This is a genomic window from Microcoleus sp. LAD1_D5 (genome assembly GCF_036702115.1).
Taxonomy (GTDB): domain Bacteria; phylum Cyanobacteriota; class Cyanobacteriia; order Cyanobacteriales; family Microcoleaceae; genus Microcoleus.
The window spans coordinates 22,978-29,295 of record NZ_JAUBSA010000072.1; the positions used below are offsets into that span (position 1 = coordinate 22,978).

The window sequence follows — 6,318 nt, forward strand, 5'->3', positions numbered from 1 at the left end:
TATCTGCGGTTACAAAAATCCCAAATTAACGGCGCTGATTCAAAAAGCGGCCTGCCATCGACATGGCGTCAGTAATATCTACGTCGCCGTCTCCATCTGAATCTAAAAACGTATTCAAAACGGGATTGCTGCCTTGGGCTGGGTTTTGGGCGTTGCTGCCAGTTTTTAGCAAATTCAGCACCAGCGGCACCAAAACAGGTATCATCGCCTGCACTGTCGCGTTATTCAAACCGGTTCTGTGGGCGATATCGTTCACTATCTGCGTCAGTTGGCCGGCGCCGAACAAACTCTGTACCGCTTGCGGATTGGGATTTGTGCCGCTAAATTGGTTGACAACTTGTTGAGCTTGTGCGTCTCCCGACTGCGATCGCACGTTTTGCAATGCCGATCGCACGTATCCGCCCAAAACCGACATTGCTAGCTGAGTCGTACCCGCATCGACGCCCTGGTTGCCGCTCAACTGCTCTACCGCACCGACAATGTTGCCTAACTGATTGGGGTTTGCTTGTTGGTTGGGATTGTCGATCGCGCTCAAAATTTGGTCAAATAGTCCCATAATTTTCGCTCCGTACAGTGATTACTCAACTTGAAATTATAGCAAATCCTCTTTTTCAAGATTACTGAAAATAGTTTTGAGTTGGGTATTATCACTCAGCGAGTGGGGTAGCAACAGCGAGTCAGTAAGAAATCTCATACACTTTTAGATTTTAGATTTTAGATTTGGCATGAATTATGACATCAGAGTTTAGATTGCGGGCTTAGAGTGGTCTTCTTTTTTGAAACTGCTATAAAAACTGAGAACTTTTAAGTTTTTACAGTTCCTCTCTCCTCGGACTTGGTTGGCGCGTTCCCGCTGGATAGGGAATTATATTCGCTAGCAATTGCAGGTTTTAAGAGCGTCTTTTGCATTAAATTCTCATGCTTAATCGGCAGAGCGATCGAAAATTCTGTCCCCCTTCCTACCTCCGACCAAAAGTTTATTGTCCCCCCGTGTTTATTAACGATAATTTCGCGACCAATTGCCAATCCCAAACCAGTACCTACACCTCTCGGTTTAGTAGTAAAGAATGTTTCAAACATTTTTTCTTGGCTCTCTGGTGCTATTCCCGTACCGTTATCAGAAATTCGCACTACCACTGAGTCGTCGTCCAAGTATTCTGTAGCAATGACAATTCTCGGCGAAAAACTAGGTGTTTTCTGTTTAAGTGACTCCGAAGCAGATTGTTTTTTCGCCTCCTCAGAGCTAGATTTCTCACTTTTTGCTTTTTCTTCTACAGCATCTAGTGCATTGTTGAGAAGGTTAACAAATACCTGGTAAAGCAAACCCATATAGCCTTCAACAGTCGGAATATTCCCGTAATTTCGCACCACTTCAATGCCCTGTTTGATGCGGCTGTTGAGAATCAGCAAACTGCTGTCTATGCAGGCGTGCAAATCGACGGGATGAGGGGCCGCCTCGTCGAGGCGAGAAAAATCTTTCAAACTTAAGATAATAGCTTTGGCTCTTTCAGCCCCTAGCTGCATCGAGTCAAATATTTTGCTCAAATCTTCTTTGAGAAAATCGATGTCTATTTCTTCGCCTTTGGCGATAACTGCGGCCGGCGGGTTGGGGATTTCTGTTTCGTAAGTTTTGAGCAAATCTAAAATATCTTCAACATAATGTCTCGCGGGGTCGATATTGGCATAGATAAAATTGATTGGGTTGTTAACTTCGTGAGCAACACCGGCTAACATCCGCCCCAAAGTTGCCATTTTCTCATTTTGAAGTATCTGGGTTTGTTGTTCAGATTTCAATTCTTCTAGCAAGTGATTTACTTTCTGAATCAGTTGATTCAGCGAAGCTGCTAATACTCCCACTTCATCGGTGCTGGTAACTGGTACTTGCAACTGAAAATTAGATTCTTGAGTCACTCGCTGAGCGATTTTAGTGACAGTCGCGAGGGGTTTGGCGATCGCCCGACTGGTGAAACCCGCCAGCATTGCTGCAACGACGATCGACAGCGCCATGCTACCCAAAATTATTTGCACCCGCAGCGCCTGCGCTTGCAGCAGGGCCTCCCGCCCAGCATCTTCTTGCTGTTGGGCGCGATCGATAACTTCTGCTATATCATTGACCGCCCTATCTAGTTGCAACCCTATTTTATCTCGATCTAAATTCGACAGCAACTTACGTTTTACAAGTTGTTGAGCAGGGTTATTTGGCAATTTACTTATTTTTTTATTAACTATTTCTAGTCGATAAATATAATTAGATAATAGCGCATCGCAAGTTTTTTTAAATTTTTCTATGCCTTCTATCTGTTCCATGTATTTAGAATTTTTGACTTCCGATAACAACAACTTTAAATTGTAAATACTGTTTTGTAGTTGTTGGTATTCGGTGTCAAAAACTTGGGGCTGTTCTAGCCCGTAAATCAGCCACTCTTGGCTGTTTTGCGTCCGCAGTAAAGCCACCTGCAACTTATTTAAAAGCTGACTTTCTCGCTCGATGTGTACTTGATTATTAGTTATTCGATAGTAATGAGTGCCCACCAACATCCCGACAGCCGTTCCCCCAATCGCAACACAAAGAGCCAGTGCGTACCCACGGCAGATTTTGTCGTGAATACTGAGGTTGCGAAAGGAACGGGCTATGTGAGCGAAATAATTGGGCTTTAGTGGCTGGCTCTCTTTGATGTTACGCTCGCAAGAGGTAGAGAGTTCTTGTGAAGGCTGATTCAGATGTTTGAGCTGCATAGATGCTAACCTGTGAATAATTCACGCACTGACAATTCAGTCTAACTTAACTCGCGGCTCCTTTGAGAGTACCGCATTGATATTTAATGTGATAATTTTTGTAAATTAGGATGCTCTTACCTTGCCTAAGAAACCAGGTTTCTCGTTTCTACTTTCGGAGCTTCCAGGAGGCACTGGTGTTACAAAACCGGGTTTCTCTGTACTTAATGTCATATTTGTTTCTTAATAAAAAAGTATTGCTAGACTCGTGATCGAATAAATCACCGAATAAATAAGTAGGTAAATGCAAATAAACCAGCCTGCGGTTCCGGCGGGTGATAAGCTGTAGCTGAGTTATCGTGCAAGCTACAATTGCAGCAAGAGGGCGATCGCACAAATCTGCACCCGCTACCACTAAAACCCCGCAAATCCCGCCCGCAGACGGACAGAATCGGTTTGCGGGGTGGCGCAGTACGATCCTCTTCGTTGGCGTAGCCCGCGTAGGGGCGGGCTTCGCTAACGGGCGCTTCGCCATTTTAGATTTTAGATTTTAGATTTTAGATTTTAGATTTGCAATGACTGATGACTATCGGCGTAATGTAAAAATCAAAGCATAACCCTTTTATTTGCCACTTTCCTCATGCCTTTGCCACGCCTGTTAACCTTAATTGCTGCTTTCTGCCTCGCCCTGGGGCTGATTATTGGGCTGGTGAGTTCCTTAACAGGGCTTTACAGTCAAGTTGCGTGGTCTGCTTCTCCGCTGCTGGCTAATTTGCTGATTTTCCTGATAATTGTACTTTTGGCAACGCTAATTTTTGCGCTGGTTTACTATTTTAGGTTGCTGCAACGCCCTCAGAAAGTTAAGGGAAAACGGCCGATTACTCCGAAGATTCCTGTTGTGAAAAGTGAAGCTGCTTCGGAAAATCTTAAAGCAATTCGGCAACAAGTCGATCGCATTCAAGATGAAGTAGCGCGGCAAGCTTTGCTGTTGAGAGCCCGCGAAATTGAAGCTAGCATGGCTCGTGGCAGCGTTCGAGTAGTTGTTTTCGGCACCGGTTCTGCGGGCAAAACTTCCGCTGTGAATGCGTTGGTGGGGCGGATGGCGGGACAGGTGGGCGCGCCGATGGGAACTACCGAAGTTGGGGAAACTTACACTCTGAAATTGAAAGGAATCGATCGAGAATTAGCAATTACTGATACCCCAGGTATCTTGGAAGCGGGAGTAGCGGGAACTTACAGAGAGGAATTGGCGAGGCAGTTGGCGGCGAGGGCAGATTTGATCTTATTTGTTTTGGACGGCGATTTGCGAAAATCCGAGTATGAACCGCTGCGGACTTTGGCGGAAATTGGCAAAAGGTCGATCGTGGTTTTTAATAAAGTTGACCTTTATCCCGACACCGACAGAGATGAAATTCTCGATCAACTGCGGCAGCGAGTCAAAGGTTTTGTATCAGCAATGGATGTAGTAGCAATTAGCGCCAATCCGCAAAAAGTTGTACTAGAAGACGGCACAATTTTTCAGCCAGACCCGCATATTATGCCATTAATTCGGCGCGTCGCTGCGATTTTGCGAGCCGAAGGCGAAGACTTAATTGCGGACAATATTTTGCTGCAATCTCAGCACTTGGGAGACCAAGCGCGCAAGTTAATTGATGCTCAAAGAAGGCGCCAAGCTGATAAAGCAGTAGAGCGATTTCAGTGGATCGGAGCCGGAGTAATTGCTGTAACGCCTTTGCCAGTTGTGGATTTGTTAGCGACAGCAGCAGTTAACGCTCAAATGGTAGTAGAAATTGCCAAGATTTACGGCTGCGAATTAAATATCGATCGCGCCAAAGAATTGGCATTGTCTCTAGCAAAAACCCTAGCAAGTTTGGGCATAGTTGAAGGCGTAATTCAAGTAGTTTCAAGGGCGTTGCAATTAAGCGTAGCCGGGTTTGTACTTGGCAAAGCAATTCAAGCAGTCAGCGCTGCTTATTTAACCCGAATTGCTGGTAAAAGTTTTATTGAATATTTCCGCCATGACCAAGATTGGGGCGATGGTGGCATCACCGAAGTTGTGCAAAGGCAGTTTCAGTTAAATCGGAAAGACGAGTTTGTCAAAGCATTTGTCAAAGATGCGATCGCCCGCGTTGTCGAACCTCTGAACATTTATCAGCAGGAATCGGAACCAGAATTAGAAATGTCAGCCGAATTGGAACCAGAAATAGAACCAGAACCCTTGTATCACCAGCCGCAATACGACGATTGGGAAACTTACAACAACAAACGAAAGGATGACTGGTAATGGGCCAAACAGGGAATTGGGCAAACAGGGAATTGAGAATTGGGTAATTACGATCGTTCAATGAGATGTTCCATGAGTATGCTTTGTTGAATTTTATTAAGAAATTTTACAATAATTTTACACATGGTGGAGACTCCGGGGGGATCAAGTCAAACCGAGCGATCGAACCGAACACAATTTTGATAAGATTGAAGATTGACAACAAAATTTGCTATTGTGCGTCCGGGTAAAAACAATGAGCGATCGACCAATTATTCTCGGTATTGTCGGAGACAGCGCAGCGGGCAAAACCACCCTGACGCGGGGAATTGCCCAAGTATTGGGGCCAGAAAATGTCACTGTGATTTGCACTGACGACTATCATCGCTACGACAGAAAGCAGCGGGCCGAAATCGGAATCACAGCATTGCATCCCGACTGCAATTACCTCGACATCATGCAGCAGCACCTCAGCCTGCTGCGTACCGGACAAGCAATTCTCAAACCCATCTACAACCACACCACAGGTACATTCGACCCGCCGGAATACATCAAGCCCAGCAAATTTGTAATAGTTGAAGGTTTGCTGGGTTACGCAACCCGAACGATCCGCGATTCTTACGACGTAAAAGTGTATCTGGCTCCTCCCGAAGAGTTGCGAACTCAGTGGAAAGTTAAGCGCGATATCATGAAGCGCGGTTATACTGAAGAACAGGTGCTTGCAGAAATAAAAAAACGGGAACCGGACTCTGAAGACTTCATTCGTCCTCAGCGCAAATCGGCCGACGTTGTAGTTAGTTTTTACCCGCCAGAAGCGGACAATGAATCGAATTTGAGCGTCCGTTTAGTGCTCAGACCGACAATTCCTCACCCTGATTTTACTGAAATTTTAGGTCGAGGCAGCGATAGTTTTCAACCTGCAATTCGCTTGGGACTCGATCGGGATATGGGCAAACCTGTTGACGTTTTGGAAGTAGACTCCCACGCTACTAGCGATCAAGTAAACGAACTGGAAATGCTCTTGTGCGGCGAGTTGCCACACCTGCGGGGATTTTGCACCGCCCAAGGCAACCCGGAAATTGGCAAACTGATCGGCACAACTGGCGAAGTTTTGCAAAGTTACCCGCTAGCTTTGACGCAGTTGCTAGTTGCATATCACATGATGAAAGCAATTCATGTGTATTAGTTAGTTGGCAGTTGTTGGTTGTTAGTTGTTAGTTGTTATTGCAATGACCAATAACTAATAACCAATAACCAATAACTAATAGACCTCTTGCAAAATAATTTTATGATATAATGGAAAGTTTTGCTTGACTGGATTGAATCCCAACTATTAACTT

General features: G+C 45.2%; 5 protein-coding genes. 3 read left to right on the forward strand and 2 right to left on the reverse strand.

Going from position 1 to position 6,318, the window contains the following annotated elements; translation table 11 throughout:
• Window positions 1-25: 25 nt before the first annotated feature.
• Both QUA70_RS23280 and QUA70_RS23285 read right to left on the reverse strand, forming a co-directional pair.
• Window positions 26-556: a hypothetical protein gene (locus QUA70_RS23280; protein WP_333350201.1), complete on the reverse strand. Its 531-nt coding sequence runs from the start codon at window positions 554-556 to the stop codon at window positions 26-28.
• A gap of 248 nt (window positions 557-804) precedes the next feature.
• The gene (locus QUA70_RS23285; RefSeq protein ID WP_333350203.1) at window positions 805-2,736 is read right to left on the reverse strand and encodes an ATP-binding protein; all 1,932 of its coding nucleotides are present in this window, start codon (window positions 2,734-2,736) and stop codon (window positions 805-807) included.
• Between the two features lie 338 nt (window positions 2,737-3,074).
• Here QUA70_RS23285 and QUA70_RS23290 point away from each other — a divergent pair, with 338 nt between their 5' ends.
• The 3 genes from QUA70_RS23290 (at window position 3,075) to QUA70_RS23300 (ending at window position 6,164) form a co-directional block, all read left to right on the forward strand.
• Window positions 3,075-3,269, forward strand: a complete 195-nt coding sequence (locus QUA70_RS23290; protein ID WP_333350205.1) for a hypothetical protein — start codon at window positions 3,075-3,077, stop codon at window positions 3,267-3,269.
• Between the two features lie 86 nt (window positions 3,270-3,355).
• Complete coding sequence (locus tag QUA70_RS23295; protein ID WP_333350206.1) at window positions 3,356-4,999, forward strand: GTP-binding protein; 1,644 nt, start codon at window positions 3,356-3,358, stop codon at window positions 4,997-4,999.
• A gap of 235 nt (window positions 5,000-5,234) precedes the next feature.
• Window positions 5,235-6,164 carry a phosphoribulokinase gene (locus tag QUA70_RS23300; RefSeq protein WP_333331278.1) on the forward strand — a complete coding sequence of 310 codons (930 nt, stop codon included), beginning with the start codon at window positions 5,235-5,237 and terminating at the stop codon, window positions 6,162-6,164.
• The last annotated feature ends 154 nt before the right edge of the window (window positions 6,165-6,318 follow it).